19 protein-coding genes and 1 riboswitch are annotated in these 20,166 nt (G+C 39.2%); of the genes, 9 read left to right on the top strand and 10 right to left on the bottom strand.

Going from position 1 to position 20,166, the window contains the following annotated elements:
* Positions 1-191: 191 nt before the first annotated feature.
* The gene (locus JYB62_RS14810; protein WP_205646192.1) at positions 192-743 is read right to left on the bottom strand and encodes a DUF1684 domain-containing protein; all 552 of its coding nucleotides are present in this window, start codon (positions 741-743) and stop codon (positions 192-194) included.
* 125 nt (positions 744-868) lie between these two features.
* Here JYB62_RS14810 and JYB62_RS14805 point away from each other — a divergent pair, with 125 nt between their 5' ends.
* Together JYB62_RS14805 and JYB62_RS14800 are read left to right on the top strand one after the other, a co-directional pair.
* Complete coding sequence (locus tag JYB62_RS14805; RefSeq protein WP_205646191.1) at positions 869-1,816, top strand: polysaccharide deacetylase family protein; 948 nt, start codon at positions 869-871, stop codon at positions 1,814-1,816.
* A gap of 3 nt (positions 1,817-1,819) precedes the next feature.
* Positions 1,820-2,422 (top strand): glycosyl-4,4'-diaponeurosporenoate acyltransferase CrtO family protein, encoded by a 603-nt coding sequence (locus JYB62_RS14800; protein ID WP_205646190.1) that lies wholly within the window; start codon positions 1,820-1,822, stop codon positions 2,420-2,422.
* Here the strand turns inward: JYB62_RS14800 and JYB62_RS14795 are convergent.
* The 5 genes from JYB62_RS14795 to JYB62_RS14775 all read right to left on the bottom strand — a co-directional run bounded on the left by JYB62_RS14795 (position 2,394) and on the right by JYB62_RS14775 (position 6,887).
* Positions 2,394-4,604, bottom strand: a complete 2,211-nt coding sequence (locus JYB62_RS14795) for a DUF5916 domain-containing protein (protein WP_205646189.1) — start codon at positions 4,602-4,604, stop codon at positions 2,394-2,396. The two genes, JYB62_RS14800 and JYB62_RS14795, sit on opposite strands and share 29 nt — an antisense overlap.
* Positions 4,605-4,696: 92 nt before the next feature.
* A complete protein-coding gene (locus JYB62_RS14790; protein ID WP_205646188.1) occupies positions 4,697-5,128 on the bottom strand; it encodes a secondary thiamine-phosphate synthase enzyme YjbQ in 432 nt (143 codons plus the stop codon).
* Between the two features lie 57 nt (positions 5,129-5,185).
* Positions 5,186-5,599 (bottom strand): hypothetical protein, encoded by a 414-nt coding sequence (locus tag JYB62_RS14785; RefSeq protein ID WP_205646187.1) that lies wholly within the window; start codon positions 5,597-5,599, stop codon positions 5,186-5,188.
* A 79-nt stretch (positions 5,600-5,678) separates the two neighbouring features.
* A complete protein-coding gene (locus JYB62_RS14780; RefSeq protein ID WP_205646186.1) occupies positions 5,679-6,035 on the bottom strand; it encodes a TfoX/Sxy family protein in 357 nt (118 codons plus the stop codon).
* A gap of 6 nt (positions 6,036-6,041) precedes the next feature.
* The gene (locus JYB62_RS14775) at positions 6,042-6,887 is read right to left on the bottom strand and encodes a fumarylacetoacetate hydrolase family protein (protein ID WP_205646185.1); all 846 of its coding nucleotides are present in this window, start codon (positions 6,885-6,887) and stop codon (positions 6,042-6,044) included.
* Positions 6,888-7,005: 118 nt separating this feature from the next.
* A riboswitch (TPP riboswitch) is annotated at positions 7,006-7,102 on the top strand.
* Positions 7,103-7,239: 137 nt separating this feature from the next.
* Here JYB62_RS14775 and JYB62_RS14770 point away from each other — a divergent pair.
* The gene (locus tag JYB62_RS14770; protein ID WP_205646184.1) at positions 7,240-9,630 is read left to right on the top strand and encodes a TonB-dependent receptor; all 2,391 of its coding nucleotides are present in this window, start codon (positions 7,240-7,242) and stop codon (positions 9,628-9,630) included.
* Between the two features lie 73 nt (positions 9,631-9,703).
* On the opposite strand, the gene JYB62_RS14765 is transcribed toward JYB62_RS14770, so the two are convergent.
* Positions 9,704-10,834: an amidohydrolase family protein gene (locus JYB62_RS14765; RefSeq protein WP_205646183.1), complete on the bottom strand. Its 1,131-nt coding sequence runs from the start codon at positions 10,832-10,834 to the stop codon at positions 9,704-9,706.
* Between the two features lie 174 nt (positions 10,835-11,008).
* Positions 11,009-13,564, bottom strand: a complete 2,556-nt coding sequence (locus JYB62_RS14760) for a M14 family zinc carboxypeptidase (RefSeq protein ID WP_205646182.1) — start codon at positions 13,562-13,564, stop codon at positions 11,009-11,011.
* 184 nt (positions 13,565-13,748) lie between these two features.
* Here JYB62_RS14760 and JYB62_RS20135 point away from each other — a divergent pair, with 184 nt between their 5' ends.
* Genes JYB62_RS20135 through JYB62_RS14745 form a run of 3 tightly spaced genes read left to right on the top strand, consistent with a single transcriptional unit; the run spans position 13,749 to position 14,417 of the window.
* The gene (locus tag JYB62_RS20135; protein ID WP_205646181.1) at positions 13,749-14,018 is read left to right on the top strand and encodes a PLD nuclease N-terminal domain-containing protein; all 270 of its coding nucleotides are present in this window, start codon (positions 13,749-13,751) and stop codon (positions 14,016-14,018) included.
* The gene (locus JYB62_RS20130; protein ID WP_205646180.1) at positions 14,015-14,239 is read left to right on the top strand and encodes a PLDc N-terminal domain-containing protein; all 225 of its coding nucleotides are present in this window, start codon (positions 14,015-14,017) and stop codon (positions 14,237-14,239) included. Before JYB62_RS20135 ends, JYB62_RS20130 begins: the two co-directional genes overlap by 4 nt.
* 4 nt (positions 14,240-14,243) lie before the next feature.
* On the top strand, positions 14,244-14,417 hold the full coding sequence (locus tag JYB62_RS14745; protein ID WP_074225930.1) for a PLDc N-terminal domain-containing protein: 174 nt from the start codon (positions 14,244-14,246) through the stop codon (positions 14,415-14,417).
* 6 nt (positions 14,418-14,423) lie between these two features.
* Here JYB62_RS14745 and JYB62_RS14740 read toward each other — a convergent pair whose 3' ends face one another.
* Positions 14,424-15,314, bottom strand: coding sequence for a TIGR01777 family oxidoreductase (locus JYB62_RS14740; RefSeq protein WP_205646179.1), 891 nt, complete (start codon positions 15,312-15,314; stop codon positions 14,424-14,426).
* A gap of 128 nt (positions 15,315-15,442) precedes the next feature.
* Here JYB62_RS14740 and JYB62_RS14735 point away from each other — a divergent pair, with 128 nt between their 5' ends.
* The 3 genes from JYB62_RS14735 (at position 15,443) to JYB62_RS14725 (ending at position 19,345) form a co-directional block, all read left to right on the top strand.
* Entirely contained in the window at positions 15,443-16,699 is a 1,257-nt protein-coding gene (locus JYB62_RS14735; RefSeq protein ID WP_205646178.1) for a voltage-gated chloride channel family protein, read from the top strand.
* A gap of 40 nt (positions 16,700-16,739) precedes the next feature.
* Positions 16,740-18,554 carry a TrkH family potassium uptake protein gene (locus JYB62_RS14730; RefSeq protein ID WP_205646177.1) on the top strand — a complete coding sequence of 605 codons (1,815 nt, stop codon included), beginning with the start codon at positions 16,740-16,742 and terminating at the stop codon, positions 18,552-18,554.
* 101 nt (positions 18,555-18,655) lie between these two features.
* A complete protein-coding gene (locus tag JYB62_RS14725) occupies positions 18,656-19,345 on the top strand; it encodes a potassium channel family protein (RefSeq protein WP_205646176.1) in 690 nt (229 codons plus the stop codon).
* Here JYB62_RS14725 and JYB62_RS14720 read toward each other — a convergent pair.
* Complete coding sequence (locus JYB62_RS14720) at positions 19,342-20,151, bottom strand: ion transporter (protein ID WP_205646175.1); 810 nt, start codon at positions 20,149-20,151, stop codon at positions 19,342-19,344. The genes JYB62_RS14725 and JYB62_RS14720 overlap by 4 nt on opposite strands.
* Positions 20,152-20,166: the final 15 nt, after the last annotated feature.

Below are 20,166 nucleotides of genomic sequence, written 5' to 3'. Positions count from 1 at the left end.
TTGGTTATTGTACTTCCTGCATGTATTGTTGCCTTGACCGTATCGAAACTATATTATAACGGTACAATCAATTCTGAACCATTATCCCAACCTTCCACATGGTTCTATTTTATCTTCATTCAGGTAATCCTGGGTTTTTTCTCTTATCTCTGGGTGTATCGAACTAAGTCGAAGTCTTTTCGAAGATGAATTTATTTTTTGGGAGAATACATGACTCCAGCGCGAACTGCCAATTGCAAGTCATTTTCTCTTGGAAGAATGGGACAGGCATACCCATCGGAATAGGCACAAAATGGATTATAGACTTTATTGAAATCCAATTCCATGGTATCACCAGAAGGAATTTTCAAATCCATATATCTGCCTCCACCATAGGTTTCAGTTACATTCGTCAAATCTGTAAAGGGTAGAAAAAGGTAGTCCTTGTACTTTTCCTGGGTCCTAAAGACATGGCTTTGATAAACATTTAAGCAATATTCCTTCTCTTCCAATGAAAAAGTCAATAGTCCATACACATCATAGTCTTTGATAGAATTTGCGGTTGTTTTCATTTGAAATAGACTTCTTGGCGGAAGTTTTTCAAATTTTGCAATTACCCAAAAGTGTTCATCAACAGGATAAAAGGGAAGGCCTGTAAACTCTTTTCTATCCTTAGCTGAAAGTGGCGATTCATCCTGATTTTTAAATTCTGCATTGAGCTCATCCTGAAATTCAAGAATTGAATTTTTATAATCTTGCCCCATTGTTGAAACAGAAAGAAAACAAAAGACACAGGCTGAAAGCAATAAATTTTTGATCATCTCGGATGGGTATAAGCACCAAAAGCCTAATTTAAGGAAGTGATTCTTCAAATCATTTATATTAGAATATGCAATTTCCCAACCTACCAAAACAAACACTTGTTATCGCCCTCTTTTTCGCACTTCCTTTTGGGGCAATCTCCCAAACATTAGCAGAAAAACTTGGCTATTCAAAAGAGGATAAACTACTCATCATCCATGGAGATGATGTAGGAGTAGCTCACTCTCAAAATATAGCCACCTTTGAGGCTTTGAAAAAAGGTTTGGTCACTTCCACTAGTATGATGGTTCCTCCGGCTTGGTCCGCAGAAGTAGGGGTGTTGGCGAAAGATTTTCCAGATGCAGATATCGGTATTCACATCACCTTGACAAATGAATGGGAAAACTTCAATTGGCCTCCAAAAGCAGGAAAGTCGGTAGTTCCTGGACTTAGCAACGAACAAGGATTTATGTACCCTGATTGCCCTCCAGTCACAAAAAATGCCAGCCCAGAAGAAGTAGAAATTGAAATCAGAGCACAAATCAAAGCCGCTAATCAAATGGGAATACAACCTACCCATTTGGATTCCCACATGGGCTGTATTTTTTATGGTAGACCTGAATACATGAGGTCCTATTTGAAAATTGCTCAGGAACTGAAGATCCCAGCTATGGTCAATACCCAAATAATGGAAGGAATTATCAAACCCAACCAAGCACTATTTGAAGGAATCAACTTGGAGAAAATTCCGGTCATCAATGAAATCATCATGGCCAACCCAGAAGACTATGAAGCTGGAATGGAAGAATTTTACACCAATAAATTAGAAAATCTAAAACCAGGAGTACATGTGCTCTTGGTGCATTTGGCATTTGATGATGAGGAAATGAACGCCGTAACTGCAGGTCATACTACCTACCATGCCTCATGGCGACAAGAAGATTTTAATTTCTTCACAAGCGATCAGGCGAAAAAACTGATTCAGGAGAACAACATTAAGCTAATCACTTGGAAGGAAATAGGGAAAATACTCTAGCATTTGAAAAGAATTAATCTAAGGGATCTTTTAAGGAAAGGCCTTTTGACATTTGGAAGCATCTTCCTGATTTATAGATCAGGAGACCTGGTGATGGGTTGGAATAAAGCACAAACCCATGATAGTGTTGAGGCTCTAATTATTTCCTTCCTGGCAAACCTCTTCATTTTGGGAGCATTTGCTTTTGCAGGATTTGCTTGGCCTACCTATCAACTCCTTCCAGAAAAGTACTATAAAATCAAGAATCCACATGGGTTGGTTTCATTTTCAAGAAAAATAGGAATCGGGATCTACCAAAAATTCCTCTTGAATACTTTTTGGAGAAATAAAGACCAACTGCGAGCCTATTTCAATGGGACCAAATCAGGAATAAACCATTGGATCATGGAGTCAAAAAAGGCAGAGTTTGGCCATCTAATTCCTTTCATACTCCTATTTCTCTTAAGTATATGGAGCGCACTTTTGGGCTTTTGGAAAATGGCTTTCTTCAACCAAACATTGAATGTTTTGGCTAATTTTTATCCAATTCTCCTTCAAAGAAACCATCGAGCCCGATTGATCCCTATACTTAAAAGGATTAAAGGTTCAACCAATAATTTAGTTTAAATACCAGAGAACGCTGTTTTGGTGCAAAAGAATCAGGGAAATAATTATCCGTATAAACGAGGAAGAAGTCTGAAACAGGGGCAAATCTCCATTGCAAACGCGTATTGATGTTCAAATTATCAATTTGGTTATTATACTGGATAAAAGTAGTCCAGAAGAGTTTCTTGGTAAATGTCAAATCTATTCTGGGCCCTACTAACACTAAATCAGCATCATTTTGAGGCTCTGGAAGTCGGATTCTTGCATAATTAAAGTTCATGGAAATATTAGCTTTATTTCCAATTCTAAGCCCCATCTCACTCACTACTCGCTGAAAATCCCCTGTAAAGTATTGACCAGCTTCAGCCTCTAATTTTATTAAAAACAGATTTCTCGGGTTACTACTGTATTCTAATTGAAGTGTTTTGGTTTTATAATCTGTACCTGCAGGAAGTTTTTCTCCACCAGTCCGAGTTGGGTCAAAATCTTGAAAGAGATACACATATCTGTTTTTTTGAGTCAGTGTAATAGTAGAAAAGGAATTGAATTGCACATTATAACTCAAATTGATATCTCTATCAGTTGTCCCAATAGTCTCATTCCATAAGCCTTCATATTCCACCTTTGGTCCGTGTCGATTGATCAAGTTAGAATTTGGGTAAAATAAATAGGCTACATCGGGATTAAATCGCTTATAATTTGACCTGGGTACGTATCCGACTTCCGGATTAAAATCTTCTCCTACATCTCTGTAGCTCAGACTCCAGGCCCAATGAATATCATTGAATAAGATATATGCATTAAAAGAGTAGGGTTTCACCGTTTCCTTGGACTCAAAAGTCCTATGATAGAATGCTTTCCCAGTCCATTTTCCATCCGCTGAATTCAGGTTATAATCCACTCCCAACAAACGGTTGTATTCATTGGGGTTAAAAAGAGACTGATATTCATCAAGGGCAAGAGATTCTCGGTCTACGAAGATCACCCCAATATTGGAGCGAGTAAAGATCTTTTTTTGAAGAGCCACCACGGAGAAGTTCTTTCCTGAAATTCCTGCCTCCTCATCCGTAGCAGTTTGCATATTCATTACACCCAAACGCCAATCATCATTTATTTTACCACTCAATCGGGCCCCATAAATAATTTTACTTTGGACGTTCTGGCCAGTAGCTGAATCGATATCCACTCCAATTCTCCTGGAGAAAAATGGTCTGGATTGTCTGGAGCCAAAACTGTCAAAGAGGTCGGCATTTTCTAGGAAAAACTGTCTTCGCTCTGGAAAGAAGATTTCGAAACGATCCAAATTGGTCACTTGCTGATCCACCTCTACTTGTGAAAAGTCCGGATTGAACGTCAAATCCAAATTCATTGCCGGACCAATCCCCACTTTTGCATCTCCCCCGAATGCTGGAGAAAAACTCTCGGAAGTGTTTTCCAAGTAATTTTTTGAAGTTTTCCCTGCCACATAAGGAATCAAAGAAATATTAGCAGAGTTTTTCCTTAGTGGTTCCTCAAAAATCAATTTTCTATTGAATGCAGTAGAAATAATGGATAAGTTTCTGGGAATCGGCGACCAAGTACTCCGCTCTCCGGTATGGCTATCAATCCTATAAAAATTCACATTCCAGTTTTGTGTTCCATCCTTGAATCGTATGGTGGAAAGTGGGATGATGGCTTCTACTTGCCAATGGGTATCATAAATTTTTGCCTCAGCATACCATTTATTATCCCATGCTAAACTCAAATCTTCACTTCTAATCCCTCCATTAGCCAATAGGCCTTCTCTTTGAACCCCATAAGGATTCACTCCAAATTGAAAAGCGTTGGTTTTATCGTTGAAGGTGTCAAATACAAAAGTAATCCCATCATTCTGCTGACCTCGATAATCTCTTCTTAATGAAGTGGAAACATATTCTCTTGGACCATTATTCTCCATAATTGCCGCGATATAAAGGTTGTTATCGTCAAAGGCAATCTTCACTTGGGTATTGACCACAGACAAAGATGTGTCCGAAGGGAAATACTGCATAAAATCTGTATTCCAGCCTTCTGGATCCAACCATATCTCCTCGTCCAATTCTCCATCTAAATCAATAGGTTGATTTAACTTAAATGCAAAAGCATTCGCATTTTGGCTATTTTGAGAAAAGGCTATTCCTATTCCAACTAGGAATGCAAATAAAAGGAAAATACAAGTTCGCATAGTTCGGGATACCTTACAAAAGTATCGTCAATCCATTACGATCTTACTTTTATTATACCAATGGCGATATTTTATAATTTTAGGGAGCCATTTTAATACGGCTCTCCAAAAGCGGTAAGGATTAAATTTCTAGGAGATGCATGATGTCTAAATTCGCACAAATAAACTCCTTGCCACATACCTAGCTCCAATTTTCCATTCGAAATAGGAATTTGGAGTTGTGAATCAAAAAAGCTGGCTTTTATGTGTGCAGGCATGTCATCTGGTCCTTCATAGGTATGAATAAATCGTGGGTAATCCTCCGGAATCAATTCATTCACAAAGGTTTTGAAATCAGTCCTTACAGTGGGGTCTGCATTTTCATTGATCGTGAGGGCAGCAGATGTATGCTGGATAAAGATTTGGAGAAACCCGACTTTTATCTTCTTGATTTCCTGAAATTCGCCTTCGATTTTATCGGTGATTAAGTGATAACCCGCAGGGTAAGGCGACAATCGTATTTTTTGCTGAAAAAACTTGGTCATTCCCAAATGTAAATTCTCCTAACTAAATAAAAAAAGGAGGTCTAACCCTCCTCTAGTTTATTTTTGTTTATTGAAATATAACTTAGGCCCATCACAAGCATCCCAGGTACCCGTCAATTGCCCTTTGCTGTTAATGAAATAATCCTCCGTACCGGTGGCACAGCTATGAATCAACAAGCTGTTTTTAGAGGTATACATGAATTTATAACGTTTCAAACCATCAGAAAAGCTCTCCTCATAGGTTCCCTTCAATTCATATTCTCCTACTTTCTTTGAAAATCTTCCATCAGGCAAAAGGGAATATACATAGGCTGAATCCTGAATATTTGTATATTCTAAATCTCCTGAAACCTCTACTTGATAACCCGCCAAAGCCCATTTTTGAGTTTCATCCCGAGGCTCAGGTATATCATTAAAATCACAGGAAAAAACAATAAGTGCTATGAATGTAAAAATAAGGGAATGTTTCATTGGTTTAATCTTTTGAGTAAGCGCATTCCATTTTACTCAAGTTCTTTGCCAAGATTATTCCAATCCCTATTCTACATTATTATTTCTTGCTGCTTTTCGCCTCTGGATTGTATTTCAAGGCCATTTCTACCCAAAAATCCCAATCCGCATCTAGGTCAAATCCCTCTGGGTCAACAAAAACAAACCCTTTCATGGGCCCGCCAGTAAATTCCATACTTCGACAACCTGTCCTTTTCATACACATTTCCTGAGCAGATTCACCCACTCTGACCATGAGCTGGTCTTTTCCTGTATTCTTATCTTTATTGAGGCCCATGCACATCTTTTCATTCACCATAAACACCAATCCACCCATCATTCTCTTCGCTTCAAAATTAAGTCCTCTGCCTTGTAGGCTTTGAATCATCCTTTCTGCAAGAAATTCATCGTAAGCCATGGTTCCTTAAATTTTGGAAATAAAGTTTTCAAGCACCCCAATCTCATCTATACCAATTCTAACCCGATCTCCCTCTTCCAAAGTAAACTCATCAGGTACGATTCCGGTTCCGGTCATTAGAAAACATCCTATTGGGAATGTATTCGCTCTAAAAAGCCATTCAGCTAACTCTTGAGGCTTTCGCTTCAATTGAGATAATGCGGTTTCTCCCGCAAATGCCAACTGACCCTCACGAAATATTTCCAGCCTGATTTTAACATCCTCGGACAAAACCTCATCTTGAACTAAAATGCAAGGACCAATAGCAGCACAGCCATGGTATACCTTGGCTTGAGGTAAATACAATGGATTTTCTCCTTCTATACTTCGACTACTCATATCGTTGCCAACAGTAAATCCTTGAATTCTACCTGCCGGCGAAATCAATAGGGTTAGTTCAGGCTCCGGTACATCCCAAGTTGAGTCTTTTCTAATATTTAGTTTTCCACCAGGAGGTGACACCCTACTTGCTGTAGCTTTAAAAAAAAGCTCAGGTCTATCAGCCGCATATACTTTATCGTAAAAATCTGCCCCTCCAGCATCTTGGCTTTCTTCCATCCTAGCAGTTCTACTTCGAAAATAGGTTACTCCAGCAGCCCAGATTTCTTGATCTCCCATTGGAGACAATAGACCTACACCCAGCAATTTTTGAGCTTCTTCCTCTTTTAATTCCCTCCAGCCTTTCGATTCAAAATTTAAATATTCCTTCAGATTTTCTCTTCCCAATAGTTCATTCCAATTTAGACTCGGTCCCAAAAAATAGGTATCCTCCTTTTCAAGAAGAGTCCCCGAAGGAAGTTTGTAGATTTTCATAGGTTTAAGGGTTTGTTGAACAAGAAATTTAGTGAAAAGAAATGGGAAGCGTATCCATTGATCAGCTGAATTTGGTAATAAAGAATTGCAAAAATCCATTTCCCCATTACCTTTGCAACAAGATCATAAGGGGTGCCTAAATAATTCGGGCTGAGATCATACCCATAAGACCTGATCCGGGTAATGCCGGCGAAGGGAAATGAGCAGCATAACAAAGTACCAAATCGAGTTCGCAAACAGGCGCCGTTGCGCTTTCAATTTTGTACAAGTTGTGCATTCGGGTAAACAATCAAGGAAGACTTCCCCTAAGTTTTCTCATGTTTCACCTCAATACCCCGCAAGGGAAAAACACATGAAAAAATTAATGCTAAATCTGGCTTTATGCTTATTGGCAGTTTCTGCTTGGGCACAAGAAAGCCTAAAAGGAAAAATTCTGGATGCGAATTCCGGAGAACCATTAATCGGTGCTTCTGTATGGGCCGAAACTCAAGGTAGAGGAAGCGTAACAGACGAAAATGGAAATTTCACTATCACCAAACTGAAAGCAGGGGAGATCCAACTTCGGGTTTCTTATGTAGGGTTCGAAAGCTTAAAACAAAGTTTGACGATACCTTACTCGGGTGATCTGACTTTGAAACTCCAACCTACAGAGTTGCTGACAGAGGAGTTTATTGTCTCTGCTACCCGAGCTTCGGCTACTACTCCGACTACTTTCCAGACCATCGACAAAGCAGAACTTTCAAAAAGAAATTTAGGTCAAGACATCCCTATACTTCTCAATTTTACTCCTTCCGTGGTCACCCATTCAGATGCAGGAGCAGGAATTGGATATACTGGATTGAGGATACGGGGATCTGACCAAAGCCGAATCAACGTTACCGTGAATGGGATTCCAATGAATGACGCTGAGTCTCATGGGGTGTTTTGGGTAAATATGCCTGATTTTGCCTCTTCCGTGGATAACCTTCAAATTCAACGAGGAGTGGGTACCTCCACCAATGGAGCCGCCACTTTTGGAGCAAGTTTGAATTTTCAGACAGATACGCGTCAGGATGATCCATATGCTGAGATTTCCAATTCTGTAGGATCCTTCAATTCATGGAGGCATACCGTAAAAGCAGGAACAGGTCTCTTGAACAATCGTTTTGCAGTAGATGCCCGACTTTCCAAAATAACTTCTGATGGCTATGTAGATCGTGCATTTTCCGATTTGAAATCCTTCTTCGTTTCAGCAGGATACTACGGGGAAAACCATGTGGTCAAACTGAATGTGTTCTCCGGAAAAGAACAAACCTATCAATCCTGGTGGGGGCTGCCTGAATCAAAATTAGAGGATGACCGAACCTGGAATTATTACACCTATGATAATGAAACTGATAATTACCAACAGGATCATTACCAATTAATTTACACTGGTAAAATTGGTTCCAATTGGAAAACCAATGCAGCACTTCACTATACGTATGGACGAGGATACTATGAACAATACCGTGAAGATGATGATTTTGCAAGCTATGGCTTACCAGATGTAGTGATCGGAGAGGAGATCATATCCAGTACTGATATTATTAGAAGAAGATGGTTGGATAATGATTTCTTTGGTGGAATTGCCTCTATCAATTATATCTCAGATAATGGAAAATGGGATGTGGTCCTAGGCGGAGGAGCAAACCGATACGATGGAGATCATTTTGGAGAAATTATTTGGGCAAGAATAGCAGGAGCAACTCAAATACGAGATCGATATTATTTCAACAATGCAGTCAAAGATGATCGAAATATCTACCTAAAAGGTACCTATGAACTTAGCCCTGGCTTGAACCTATTTGGAGACTTACAAGTACGCAATATTGATTACACATTTTATGGGGTCAATGATGACCAACGGATTGTGGATGGTCAACAAAGCTATACCTTCTTCAACCCAAAGTTTGGTTTTAGCTACGAGCAAAACTCAGGAGAAGTGTGGTATGCCAGCTATGCCGTGGCCAATAGAGAACCAAAAAGATCCGATTTTACGGATAACCCTATCACGGAAATCCCAAAACCAGAACGCCTCAACAATATAGAGGCAGGTGTAAGAGCACAAAAAGGAAGGTTTAACTACAATGCCAACTTCTATTTTATGGATTACAAAGACCAATTGATTTTAACTGGTCAGATTAATGATGTAGGTGCATATATTCGCGAAAATGTCGCTGATTCATACCGTGCAGGAATAGAGCTTTCAGGCGCTATACAAGTGGCAAAAGCTTGGGTCTTTGGAGGAAATGTTACCTTCAGCCAAAACAAAATCAAAAATTTTACGGAGTACATAGACGATTATAGCGAGTCCGAATTTCAGCAGATTTCAAATACCTATGAAAATACAGACATCGCATTTTCTCCAAATACCATTGCTTCCGCTACGATAGAATACAAACCTATTGATCACTTATCCATCAACTGGATGTCTAAATATGTAGGGAAGCAATACCTGGACAATACTAGTAACGATGCCCGGTCTCTTGACTCATTCTTTACAAATGATTTTAGAATCAGTTACCAAGTTCAGCCTAGGTTCTTCAAAAGTTTAGAAGTAAATCTTTTGGTCAACAATATTTTCAATGAAATGTATGAACCAAATGGGTATACCTTCAGCTACTACTTGCCTGGGGATTCAGGAAAAGAATTGATTACAGAAAACTATTATTATCCAATGGCAGGAACGAATTTCATGCTAGGATTGAATTTGAAGTTTTAAATCACACTCTTTGACATTAATTAAAAAAACCCCCTGTACATACTAATACAGGGGGTTTTTATTTATTTTCAAATTAATCAGGAAATACCGTTTTGTCCATCCCGGGCACAATGCGAAGGGCATTTTTGTAATACAGTTTCTTCAAAACTTCATCAGAAAGACCTAGGCCATACATCGCCCAAAAAGCATGGTACTTTTTATAATAAGGGAAGTATTCATCTTCCGTCTCCAACACTCGGAAATAGGTGTAATATTCCTCTTTGTTATAAGCATCTTTTCCAAAAAGTACTCTATCCTGATATTTCTCAAAAAACTCATAGGCTCTTTTAGGCTGTCTTCCAAATTCTGCGATGACAGCACCTATTCCAAAATTTACATTCGGATATTTATCTAAATGTGCGGATGCCGCATCTAAATCATTCGCCATCCATCCCATGTGTGCATTGATAAAGGTCGTTTCAGGGTGCTTTTCAAAAACATGGTGCTGCTCCGCAATGATTTGTTCAAAAGGAGCCGGGTTATCATCACCTCTTTTCCGGTTGGGATGTGTCTTCAATTCCAACCAACGTTCATTATTAGCGTCCATTTCCTGCCAAAATTGAGCTGGATCCGCTGAGTGGATAATCACAGGAATTCCTAATTCACCCGCTTTTGCCCAAACAGGGTCTAAATCAGGATGGTCTACTGGAACCCGATTCCCATTGATGTCTTTCACATTCAACCCGAGACTTTTATAAATTTTCAATCCGCTGGCGCCAGCTTGAACATCCTCTTCCAGTTCTTTAACTGCAATTCTTGTCCAGTTTTCATCTCCAAAACCGGCAAAATTCAAATTGGTAAATACCATAAATCTCCCAGGTGCAAAGGTATTAAATTCTTGGATCATAGATTTGATGTATTCCTGCTGGGAATTACTGTCCCCACGTCCAAAACCTCTTCCACTCAGATTGACCAACACACCCATATTAAGCTCGTCCATTTCAGATACCAATTGGTCTATTTTCTCTTCATTGATTCCTCCTTGGTGGCTATGAATATCTACAAAAGGGTATTTGGCTCTATGAACAGGATTCTCAGGTACCTTGAGCGTTGATGGAGGATTGTACTCTTCAAAACTCATTTCTTGGGCTTTGGAAAGGGAGGAAAATCCTAAAAAAATTACGGCTAAATACCATCTAAAATTGAGAAGTATAGATTTTTTCATAAATGAAGAAGGGTGTTAGAATACTATTCTGGCTGAAAATTAATAAATCACAAAACAATAACTTGTAAAACGAATGCTTTTAAATTTTGGTTGGAACTTTCTTGAAAAAACACAAAATAAACAAAAAGCCCCAAGCTAAAAGACATGAGGCTTAATGATTGTTTTACCTTGGAATTACCTTCCAGTACCTCTCTGAATGGTTTGTCCAAAGAATATTGCATTTAGATACAGCTTGTTAGTTCCAAACCAAAAAGCTCTAAAATTCATATTATCAGCAAACCCAACAATCCTTCCACTACCTAGAGAAGATATCCGTATCACTCCACCATTTTTTAATCCTTCTAAGTTGGAGGGGTGGATATATCCAGAGGCCAAAGGATTATCCGTGTAAACTAGTGGATTTGCATAAGGATTCTCCGAAGGCTCCATGAATTGATTATCATTCCTGAATGTATGAATATTTGCATCCATATATCCATAGCCTATCGGATGCGTAATGTCCAGTTTCGCATTAAAAATAGCTCCTCCAGTTACCTTTGCTCCAGTAGCATTATCATAATCTGCATAGCTTTTTTGTAGCCCTTGCTCTTCCTCTGGCAATTCTCTAAATGAAAAAGAACCTACTTCATTTTGTGCGAGGAAACGAACAGCTCCACCTTTGGCCACCAAAGTTCCGCCCTTGGACACCCATTCTTTTAAAACTGCCGCACCTGATTTACCTAACCCATTATATCTGCCATCAGGCATCAATACTACATTATACTTATCCAAGGTGGTTCCTCCAATAGCATCCATTGGAAGCAAGGTAATGGCCATTCCCATTCGTTGATCCAATAAATGCCAAACCTCACCAGCTTCGTAACTATCTACTCCCCCTTCAACCAACAAAGCGATTTCTGGTTTGTCTAATGTTTCAGTAAAAGTGGACCCCATATTAATTCCAGCAGTATAACCCGTATTGATGGCGTAGATATCCACATTGGAAGAGGCTGCGATTTCATTTAACTTCTGATACATAGTATTTTCATCCAATCCAGAATCACCTTTACCTATTAAAATGGTACCCCTTCCAAAAGTCTTACCTTCAGGAGTACTGAATTCAGCATGGGCTACCCGTACCAAAAATCCTGCATTCATTAGTTTGTTTGTAGCCTTTGGGGCATAATAACCGGTCCATTCCATCGCATACTGATAAGCACCAGGAGCTCCAATTACCTTTCCAGGAGCTAAAACCAAATTGCTTTTATCCACTTTTTCAACACTTGCCAAGTTCAAAATTCGACTGTTTAAGGCTTGATAATCCAAGTTGAAAGCCATTGGATAAGTCCAAGCGGAAATGTCATAGAAAAGGCTATCTTGAAAAGACGTTCTGGTTTCAAACATGGCCTTAATTAGACGATATTGTGGTTGATTCGCTGGAACTATATAGGAGTTCTCTTTCTTAAATTCCTTTCCATTCAAAGTCACATCTTCTTTGAGACTATACACTTCGATATCATGCTGAAGAATTAAATCAGCCAAATGATAGCTTCGAGCCATATCTTCTTTACTACCAAAAATATAGGCTTTGTTAACATCCGCTTCACTTTCCGTTTTGATTTCAGAATAAAAATCCCTCATCCATTGATTCAACTCCTCACGCATTTCTTTGGCAGCCTGATAGGAGGATAGATTAGCAGTAAACTGGTTTCTAATGGTAAATGGAAAGCTCAACATTCCATAGTCAGTCTTTTGTAAATGTCCTCTAGAGCTTGCCTGCTCAAATAAAATACCAATGGAGCCTTGAACATCTGGGTAAGTAGAACCCTTTCCATAATAGAAATCATCATAGTTCTCTTGGTTGTAGTACAAGGAGCCTATTTGATCCAAGGCTTTGGCATGGTACTCTCCAATCTTTTTGGTCAACTCAAAATTCTTTTGAGGAGTAAGAGGGTGCATTCTTGCAGGAACTCCGGGCTGAAAAAAGAAGGTACTATTGCTTCCCATTTCATGGAAATCCAAATGGATATTAGGAAGCCAATCCTGAAACACCCGTACTCTATTTCTTGACTCGGGATGCTGAACAGGCAACCAATCTCTATTTAAATCAAACCAATAATGATTGGTTCTGCCTCTTGGCCAAGCTTCATTGTATTCTCTTCCTTTAGGATCTCCATTAAGATTGTAAGATTTATGAGAATTGACCCAAGAGGCGAATCTGTTTAGTCCATCAGGGTTGATTGCAGGATCTAGCAACAGTATGATGTTATCCAGTTCAGGTCCCACTTCATTGGCTGCTGCAAAATGATAGATAGCCAAGAGGGATGAATTTGCTCCACTTGGTTCATTCCCGTGGACTGAATAGCCCATAAACATGACAATTGGCATGGAATTAATATCCACTGAAGCCCCGGGATCTCTTAGTTTAGCCCTTTCTGCCTTGATTTGATCAATTTTACTATGATTGGCAGCAGAGGTGATTGTTAGTAAAACCTGGGGTCGCTTTTCGTAAGTCCTTCCGGTTTCTTCGATTGTCACTCGATCAGAAGCTTCAGCTACTGCCTTCATATACATTACTAACTGGTCATGACTCACATGCCATTCACCCACCTCATAACCCAGCACCTCTTTCGGTGTAGGAATATTGGAATCATAGGTAAAACCTTTTGGTAAGTAATAGCTCAAGTCCACCTGAGCATAGCTAAAAAGGGCAAAAACGGTCAATAAAAACGACAAAACAGCCTTTTTCATGTGATTAAATTGATTTAAATGAGCCACATGGAATCTCGCAGATTGGGTATTTAAACCTTTGTCTAACAAGGTTTATGCTCGATTTCATATAGATAGATGGATTAAAACTTTCGACTAAATTCCTACTTTCATTCTTTAAAAAAAACTAAATTGGTTTAATGGTTAAAATAATTGAAGAAGCACTATGGATTTGATAGTACCGTCAAACGGTCTACTCTTTTGGCTACTCGGTAGTTTATTGTTTCTAGTCAGTTATTTCGGATTTACAATATACGCCCTCAAGGATATGATTCGATCTGATTTTCGAGATCATCAAATGAAATTGATTTGGGTAATGGTGATTTTAATACTCCCCATCCTTGGTAAATTTCTTTACATAAGTATGAACCGGAAGACCAAAGGAATTTTAGAAACTTTGAACCTAATTTTTCAAAACCCACGAATTAATACATGACATTTCACTTTATACAAAACATGGGAGGAGGAATGATCTTCTTTTTTATGATTTTTGGCCTCTTATACACCATATTATGGATTTATTGTTTGGTTGATATCATCCGCTCAGAGTACAAGGATGCGAACATGAAACTGATATGGTTAATTATAATATTATTTGCCCAGGTTATTGGGCCTATTGTTTATCTTATCTTGGGAAAAAGCACGAAAACAAGTTAAAAATATGTTTGGAATAGGAATTATCGGCCTTGCCATCTACGCATACACCATCTATGATGTGGTCATTAGCAACTTTCACAATTCAACAGACAGGCTGATTTGGCTACTGATTGTAGTATTGGTTCCTTTTCTGGGAACTATCCTTTGGTTTTTGATAGGAAGAGGAAAAAGAATTTAAAGATTCCTATCGGTGAAAAATATCCTTCAATGCAGGAATGAGTGTGGGAAACTCATATTCAAAGCCTGATTTTTGAATTTTTGAAGAGGAAACCCTATTGCCTCCAAGAACCATTGCGGCCATCTCCCCTAAGATTAGGCGGAGTAAAAATGGAGGAACTCCTATTCCAACAAACGGTTTTCCTTTTGCTCTTGCTGCTTCTTGGGTTAATCTAAAATTTGTAGCTGGATTGGGTGATACTGCATTAAACACTCCTTGCAACGTGGTTTTTTCAAGTGCGAAAACAAACATTTTTGCCAAATCCTCAATATGTATCCAACTCATCCATTGGTCTCCTTTTCCCAAAGGAGCTGCCACTGGTGGTTTCAACATTTCTCCTAAAGCCCCTCCGTGTTCATCCAAAACAATCCCTATTCGTAAGATCACGGTTCTCAAATGAAGGCTTTCTATTTTTTTTACTTCTACCTCCCAAGCTTTGACCACATTAGCTAAAAAATCATTTCCCTCGGGAGATGATTCATCCATCAAATCGGTAAAAGTGTGGAATCCATAAATTCCAACAGCTGAAGCAGATATCATTGTATCCGGTTGGTTGGTTACAGCAGCTACTGCCTTATAAATAAGTTGGGTAGATTTTGTTCTAGACTCTAAAATCAATTTTTTCCGTTCCTCCGTCCATCTTTTATCTGCGACTCCAGCTCCCGCTAGATGGATAATAGCATCTGCCCACTCCATTGCTTCGGGATCGATGGTTTCATTTTCAATATCCCAAATAAAAGATTTTTGGGATTGTTTACTTCTGCTGAGCCAAGCCACAGATTTGCCCTGTGCTTCCAACAAAGCAGTGATTCTTTGTCCAATTAGACCTGAACCTCCGGTGATAAGGATATTTTGCATAGGGCGATTTATTCGAAGTTAACCCGAAATTTGGGAAATTGTTAATTTCAAAATCTGACAATACTGTCCGACTGTTTATTCCATTTCATTTTCTATGCCTAATTTGGGCCAAACTTTAAAAAAAGGAATTGAACTTCACATCACTGGTTACTTACTTATTTCGTTGGACAGGATTTGGTTTATTGATAGGGCTACTCGCAGGAACAGCTTCTGCTTTCTTTTTAGTTGCCTTAGATTGGGCCAGTCAAACCCGCGAAAGTAACCTTTGGATTATTTCGCTCTTACCTCTGGGAGGTTTTCTCATCGGGTGGACTTATTATAAGTATGCTGAATCTTCTGTAAGAGGAAATAATCTTTTACTGGAGGAACTTTACCAAACCCATCAACCCATTCCATTACGAATGACTCCGTTGGTACTTTTTGGTACGATTGCCACCCATCTTTTTGGGGGATCAGCAGGCCGAGAAGGCACTGCAGTGCAAATGGGGGGCTCTTTAGCGGACCAATTGACCAAATGGTTTGGATTGGCAAAAGAGGATAGAAGGATCGTTTTAATTGCTGGAGTGTCTGCAGGTTTTGCCTCGGTATTTGGAACTCCATTGGCTGGAGCGATCTTCGCTTTGGAGTGGATGCTCAATAGAAAGTTTAGATGGAAGTCTGTTTTTCCTGCCTTGTGGACAGGCTTAGTAGCGGATTTTGTATGCGCAGATTTGTGGGGAGTAGGCCATACTCATTACATGATTCCAGAGGTACCTTCACTTTCAATTATCAATTTTCTTTGGATCATTCCTGCAGGAATTGCCTTTGGGTTTTCAGGAAGATTATTTGCCCAAACCACGCATTTTTTTTCTCATATATTTTCAAAATGGATTTCCTATCCTCCTATGCGTCCGCTCATTGGCGGACTTTTAATTGCCCTAATTGTATGGATATCGGACACTACTACTTATATCGGCTTGGGTGTACCTAGGATTGTAGAGGCCTTTGAAACACCTTTGCCATGGTATGATTGGTTGGTAAAAACGGGTATGACTGGTTTTACTCTAGGTGCAGGATTTAAAGGGGGTGAAGTTACTCCTTTGTTCTTCACCGGAGCAACTTTGGGAAATGCCTTATCATCCTGGATTCCTTTGCCTTTAGCTTTATTGGCAGGAATGGGTTTTGTGGGTGTTTTTTCCGGAGCTACCAACACGCCGATGGCTTGCACAGTGATGGGAATGGAATTATTCGGAGTGGAGTCTGGCTTGTATCTGGCGGTGGCATGCCTCATTGCTTATCTCTTTAGTGGCCGATCCAGTATCTATTCTGCCCAAAATTTGGAAGGTAAAATTCTCATATTTCCCTCAAAAAGCTTTTTTTCATGGAATCGATGGTTTAAAAAGTAAAACACTAAAGCATATCTTTAGGTAATTGAATCAAGCCTGAATGAAACTAAATTTTAAATTTTTTTCTAATCCTGTCCGCAATTTATATTTCACACGTAAGCTGAAAGCAATTGTTGAAGGTGTAGTTCGTTACAGCAGCTTCATCAGCTTCGGAATTTTATTGTATCATTTGGGATATGAACCCACTTCAGGTTCCTATGCTGTCACCTCATTTATCTTTACCCTTTGCCTGATCTTGATAGGGATTGGATATATCCTAAAAATCCTACTTAATGAGCCATCCATTTTAGTAAGTAGGGTATTATTGGAGCTACTGCTTTCCCTTTTCTTAATTGGTTTTTCCTTATTGAGGTGGAATGTATTTGGAATGGAATTTTCCGAAGGAATTCTAAACTACTCACGCCAGTATTTTATAGTAAATATTCTGGTGGCTATGCTATTTTTTATAGAGATCAGCAAGTTTAGCCTGACTATTAACCGTCTAAAAGCCAGTCCAACCCTAGTCTTTATCATGAGTTTCTTCATTTTGATTTGGATTGGAGCCATCTTATTAAGCCTTCCTCATGCCACTCAACATGGCATTTCCTTGATTGACGCATTATTTACCTCCACTTCTGCGGTATGTGTGACAGGTCTGATCGTACTAGACACCGCAAAGGATTTCACATTTTTTGGTCAGACCATCATCATGATCCTTTTTCAAATAGGGGGCTTGGGAATGATGACCTTTACCAGTTTTTTTGGTTTCTTTTTTAAAGGCAGCTTCTCCATAGAAAACCAGTTGTTCATCAGAGATTACATCAATGAAAACAACGTTGGAGAGATTTATTCCACCTTATTAAAAATCATCTTCTTTACGGTATTGACGGAGGTAATAGCTGCTTTTTTAATTTACCATTTCACGGCAGATGACTTATTTAGCTCCAAAGGAGAGCAATTGTTTTTTGCAGCTTTCCATGCTATTTCAGCATTCTGTAACGCAGGATTTTCCACCTTGAGCAATGGGCTCTATGAGTCTGGGTTTAGAGAGGCCTATTCCATGCATTTGGTCCTGGCTTTGGCCATTATTTTAGGAGGGATCGGTTTTCCCGTCTTTATTAATTATTACAATTATTTGAAACACGTAGTAGTCGGAGGAACAAAAAACCTATTGGGAATAGAATCCTACAGACATGTTCCAAGGATTTCAAATGTCAGCACTAAGCTTTCTCTGTATACCACGGGAATTCTATTGGTTGTTGGCTTTATCACCTTCTGGGTGTTTGAAAGTGAAAGTACCCTTGAAGGGTTGAGTCCTTATGGAAAATTCGCTACTGCGGTTTTTGGAGCAGTAACTCCAAGAACAGCTGGGTTCAATACGGTTGATATGACCTTACTCACTGTGCCTACCATCTTAATATATTTGATCCTGATGTGGATAGGAGCTTCACCTGGATCTACTGGCGGAGGACTTAAAACCAGCACCTTTGCTGTAGCCTTATTAAATACAATAAGCATTGCCACCGGTAAAAAGAGAGTAGAAGTTTTTATGAGGCAAATTTCAAATGAAACCATACAAAAAGCATTTGCAGTAATTGCCTTATCCTTTTTAGTAATTGGTTTAGGAATTTTCTTAGTTATGCTTTTTGACCCTCACCTACCCTTGATCGACGTGGCTTTTGAAGTATTTAGCGCATTTTCGACGGTGGGATTGAGTTTGGGAATTACTTCACAGTTGGGGACAGCCAGTAAATTGGTGATCATGATTTGCATGTTTATGGGTAGGGTAGGTACGTTGACAGTATTGATTGCAATTGTTAGAAAAGCAGGCCAGCACCGCTATAAATATCCAGAGGAAAATGTCTTTATTACGTAAATTAATTATGCTGTAAAACCGAGCATAAAACTATACACCACAAATGGAACGATAAAACTTAATAGATTCCAAGTGGCCTATAAAAACCAAATTAAAAACACATGAAATACATCATAGTTGGAATGGGAAACTTTGGCGGGTATCTCGCCATTAGACTGACCGATTTAGGCCATGAGGTAATCGGAGTAGATAATAGCGAAAACCGCATTGACCTGATCAGTAACAAAATCACCCATGCGGTGACGATGAACGCTACAGACGCACAAGCGGTGAAAAACTTACCCCTCAAAGACTGTGATGTGGTCATTATTGCTATTGGGGAAGATGTTGGGGCCTCCATCATGTCTACCGCTATTTTTAAACAGCTTCAGGTAAAACGGATCATCGCAAGAGCCATCAATGATTTACACGAGACCGTGATTCGAAGTATTGGAGTAGATGAAATCATACATCCAGAGGAAGAAACTGCTGATCGATTATCAAAAAGATTGGAGTTGAAAGGAGTGATGGACTCACTGGAGATCTCAGATGAATACAACATTGTGGAAGTAAAATTGCCGAAGCGTTATTTCGGAATGAAGGTATCCGAAGCCGAAATTCGAAAGGAGTTCTTTTTAAACATTTTGACTGTCATCAAATTGGAAGATAAAACCAACTTGCTAGGTCTTAAAACTCAGGAAAAAAGAGTAATTGGGGTAATAACCCCGGATTATTTACTTGAAGAAGGAGATATCCTTTTACTATTCGGAAAGATTAAAAACATCCAGGAGTTTCTGAATCTGGAAGATTAACGTAGGCTGATCCCACAATTTGCACAGAAATTGTCGGTAGGTTTCAAATCGTCCTTTCCGCAATTTGGACATGTAATCAACTTAGGCCTATCTGCTTTTTTTCGTTGAGAAGCCATTTCCGTACTTACAATACCAGTAGGTACAGCTATGATCGCATATCCAAGAAGCATAATTATAGAGGAGACAAACTGGCCTAAGGGAGTGGCAGGAGTGATATCTCCAAAGCCTACAGTAGTCAAGGTGACGATCGCCCAATACATTCCAACAGGGATGCTCGTAAATCCATGTTCCGGACCTTCTATAATGAACATCAGGGTTCCCATGATCAATACAATGGTAACCACAAACCCTATAAAAATCATTATTTTATGTGAACTGGCACGAAGGGATCGTTGTAAATATTCAGCTTCGGAAACATACCTCCCTAATTTTAAGATTCTGATCACCCGCAACAAACGTAAAGCTCTTACCACCGCCAGAAGCTGAGAATTCACCACGAAAAAGCTCAAATAAGAAGGTAAAATGGCTAGCAGGTCTACCAAGCCATAAAAGCTAAAAATATAACCTCTGGGTTTTCTAGATAACCAAACCCGTAGTACATATTCTACTGTAAATAAAATAGTAAAAACCCATTCCAACCACCAAAAAAAGTCCCCATAGGTAGCACGAAGACTTGCCACCGAGTCTAGAATGGAAATGAGAATACTTCCAAAAATCAAAAAAAGCAATACAATGTCGAAAGTCTTCGAGGCCCAATCGTCAGACTCAAAAACTATATGAGCAAGTCGTTTTCTTGTGATTTTCATAAATGAATTTAGGAA

Source organism: Algoriphagus lutimaris (assembly GCF_017051705.1).
In the GTDB taxonomy this organism is placed as follows: Bacteria; Bacteroidota; Bacteroidia; order Cytophagales; family Cyclobacteriaceae; genus Algoriphagus; species Algoriphagus lutimaris.
This window is presented reverse-complemented; position numbering and strand designations above follow the sequence as displayed.

Excerpts from the sequence above, each read along its gene's own strand:
- JYB62_RS14740 (WP_205646179.1), bottom strand. The coding sequence starts at position 15,314 with ATGCAAAATATCCTTATCACCGGAGGTTCAGGTCTAATTGGACAAAGA.
- JYB62_RS14720 (WP_205646175.1), bottom strand. The coding sequence starts at position 20,151 with ATGAAAATCACAAGAAAACGACTTGCTCATATAGTTTTTGAGTCTGAC.
- JYB62_RS14725 (WP_205646176.1), top strand. The coding sequence starts at position 18,656 with ATGAAATACATCATAGTTGGAATGGGAAACTTTGGCGGGTATCTCGCC.
- JYB62_RS20135 (WP_205646181.1), top strand. The coding sequence starts at position 13,749 with ATGGATTTGATAGTACCGTCAAACGGTCTACTCTTTTGGCTACTCGGT.
- JYB62_RS14760 (WP_205646182.1), bottom strand. The coding sequence starts at position 13,564 with ATGAAAAAGGCTGTTTTGTCGTTTTTATTGACCGTTTTTGCCCTTTTT.
- JYB62_RS14810 (WP_205646192.1), bottom strand. The coding sequence starts at position 743 with ATGGGGCAAGATTATAAAAATTCAATTCTTGAATTTCAGGATGAGCTC.
- JYB62_RS14770 (WP_205646184.1), top strand. The coding sequence starts at position 7,240 with ATGAAAAAATTAATGCTAAATCTGGCTTTATGCTTATTGGCAGTTTCT.
- JYB62_RS14805 (WP_205646191.1), top strand. The coding sequence starts at position 869 with ATGCAATTTCCCAACCTACCAAAACAAACACTTGTTATCGCCCTCTTT.
- JYB62_RS14775 (WP_205646185.1), bottom strand. The coding sequence starts at position 6,887 with ATGAAAATCTACAAACTTCCTTCGGGGACTCTTCTTGAAAAGGAGGAT.
- JYB62_RS14790 (WP_205646188.1), bottom strand. The coding sequence starts at position 5,128 with ATGACCAAGTTTTTTCAGCAAAAAATACGATTGTCGCCTTACCCTGCG.
- JYB62_RS20130 (WP_205646180.1), top strand. The coding sequence starts at position 14,015 with ATGACATTTCACTTTATACAAAACATGGGAGGAGGAATGATCTTCTTT.
- JYB62_RS14785 (WP_205646187.1), bottom strand. The coding sequence starts at position 5,599 with ATGAAACATTCCCTTATTTTTACATTCATAGCACTTATTGTTTTTTCC.
- JYB62_RS14780 (WP_205646186.1), bottom strand. The coding sequence starts at position 6,035 with ATGGCTTACGATGAATTTCTTGCAGAAAGGATGATTCAAAGCCTACAA.
- JYB62_RS14795 (WP_205646189.1), bottom strand. The coding sequence starts at position 4,604 with ATGCGAACTTGTATTTTCCTTTTATTTGCATTCCTAGTTGGAATAGGA.
- JYB62_RS14765 (WP_205646183.1), bottom strand. The coding sequence starts at position 10,834 with ATGAAAAAATCTATACTTCTCAATTTTAGATGGTATTTAGCCGTAATT.
- JYB62_RS14745 (WP_074225930.1), top strand. The coding sequence starts at position 14,244 with ATGTTTGGAATAGGAATTATCGGCCTTGCCATCTACGCATACACCATC.
- JYB62_RS14730 (WP_205646177.1), top strand. The coding sequence starts at position 16,740 with ATGAAACTAAATTTTAAATTTTTTTCTAATCCTGTCCGCAATTTATAT.